Consider the following 1,501-nt stretch of genomic DNA (forward strand, 5'->3'; position numbering starts at 1 on the left):
AGCCTTGTCCAATGGCAAAGGAGTCTGGGCGGGGTGGCGTGATTCCAACGGCAAAGGAGTCTGAGCGGGAAGTTTTTAGGGGTCGATCATTGCGGGATGGTGATCGACATGAATACGACAAGGCTGGAGACGATCGGGCAGGTCCGGGAGTTCCTGGCAGGGATCTGCGACGTTGAGTTGAACGTCGTTCAGGACGAGGCTGAACGGCGGCGGTTCGTTGAGCGCACGCTGCGTTGGTTCGGCTATTTTCGGCGACCTCGCAGTGAGCGCGGCCTGCTGTTCGCCTATGTGCAGCGGGTCTCTGGCTACTCACGTGCCCACGTCATTCGGCTCATTGCGCAGTACCGCGAGAGCGGCACGCTCGAGCAGCGTGAGCGCGGCACGCGCACCCAATTCCCACGTCGCTACACGGACGAGGATGTCGCCTTGCTGGTCGAACTGGACAGCCTGCACGACACGCTCTCGGGGGCGGCCACGCGGGCGCTGGCGCGGCGGGCCTGCCAAGTGTATGGCGATGCACGCTACGAACGCTTGTCGCACATTTCAGTGTCGCACCTATACAACCTGCGCGCAGGCCAAGCGTACCGCCAGCGGCGCCTCACATGGACGAAGACGCGGCCCAGCCCGGTGCAGATCGCCGTGAGGAAGGCGCCGGCGCCCAACGGCCTGCCCGGTTATATCCGTATCGATACGGTCCACCAGGGCGACCAGGACGGCGTCAAGGGCGTCTATCACGTCAACGCGGTGGACATCGTCACGCAATGGGAGGTCGTGGCCGCCGTCGAGCGCATCAGCGAGGCGTATCTGTTGCCGGTCATCGCGCTGATGCTCGAGAGCTTTCCGTTCGTGGTGCGAGGCTTTCACTCTGACGGCGGTAGCGAGTACATCAATCGCGACGTGGCTGGCCTGCTCGAGAAGTTGCGCATCGAGTTCACCCGCTCACGCCCGCGCCAGACCAACGACAACGCACTGGCCGAGTGCAAGAACGGCGCGATCGTTCGCAAGCTCATCGGCTACGGGCACATCCCGCAGAGGCATGCCGCGGCGATCAACCGCTTCCACGAACAGGCGCTCAATCCGTACCTGAACTTTCACCGGCCCTGTTACTTCGCCGTGGACAAGGTGGATGCACGCGGGCGTATCCGCAAGAGCTACCCGACCGAGCAGATCATGACGCCGTGGGACCGGCTGCGCTCGATCCCGGATTTCGAGCAGTACCTCAAGCCCGACGTCACCGCCCAGACCCTTAGCGACACTGCCATGGCTATGACCGACTCCCAGGCCGCCCAGCAGCTTCAGGACATGCGCCGCAACCTGTTCGCATCGTTCCGTCGCAAACGAGCCTGAGCCGCTGCGGGTGGCTGCGGCATAATCCGCGGGCGGGAGTTGTCCACCGCCGTGCCGGCCGTGGACAACTCCCGCTTTCCGATAGAGATACAGCGACCCCTGAACCCCCACACCACCTACCGGTTCAGACTCCTCTCAGGATTGGAAAATACTC

1 protein-coding gene is annotated in these 1,501 nt (G+C 63.5%); it reads left to right on the plus strand.

Annotated features, from left to right (window positions below; translation table 11 throughout):
- The first annotated feature begins 96 nt into the window (after window positions 1–96).
- Entirely contained in the window at window positions 97–1,347 is a 1,251-nt protein-coding gene (locus C0Z19_RS27640; RefSeq protein ID WP_102613007.1) for an integrase catalytic domain-containing protein, read from the plus strand.
- The last annotated feature ends 154 nt before the right edge of the window (window positions 1,348–1,501 follow it).

Source organism: Trinickia soli (assembly GCF_002879855.1).
Taxonomy (GTDB): domain Bacteria; phylum Pseudomonadota; class Gammaproteobacteria; order Burkholderiales; family Burkholderiaceae; genus Trinickia; species Trinickia soli.

Excerpts from the sequence above, each read along its gene's own strand:
- C0Z19_RS27640 (WP_102613007.1), top strand. The coding sequence starts at position 97 with ATGGTGATCGACATGAATACGACAAGGCTGGAGACGATCGGGCAGGTC.